This is a genomic window from Lactobacillus johnsonii ATCC 33200, from assembly GCF_000159355.1.
GTDB classification, from domain to species: Bacteria; Bacillota; Bacilli; order Lactobacillales; family Lactobacillaceae; genus Lactobacillus; species Lactobacillus johnsonii.
This window is the reverse complement of the sequence record NZ_GG670134.1, coordinates 1-277: the sequence shown is the minus strand read 5'-3', so window position 1 is coordinate 277 and position 277 is coordinate 1. Positions and strand designations below refer to the sequence as shown.

At 36.8% G+C, this 277-nt stretch carries 1 protein-coding gene; it reads right to left on the bottom strand.

Annotation, left to right across the window (positions count from 1 at the left end; translation table 11 throughout):
- On the bottom strand, window positions 1-277 hold a 277-nt coding region (locus HMPREF0528_RS09280), incomplete at both ends, for a mucin-binding protein (protein WP_004896663.1).

Sequence of the window (277 nt, the reverse complement as noted above, 5' to 3'; positions counted from 1 at the left end):
TAGTGCCATGCTTCAAGTGAACATAGAAAACATTGTTGCTGTTGTTTGCATCGTACGTTTGCTTATTAAAGCTATTAGATACTAAGACATAGCCTTTTTCCTCTAAGCCTTTAATAACTTCTGCTGGATCATGTTCAAAAGTAATTGCTTGGCCAAATTTACCGTTGGCTTCTTTACTATCCAAGTTAGTCTTAGTTGTATCGTCAATGTAGGTAATCTTGGCTGTTTGCGCATTAGCACTGTAATGTACGGTTACATTAATATCAGGATCGCCAAA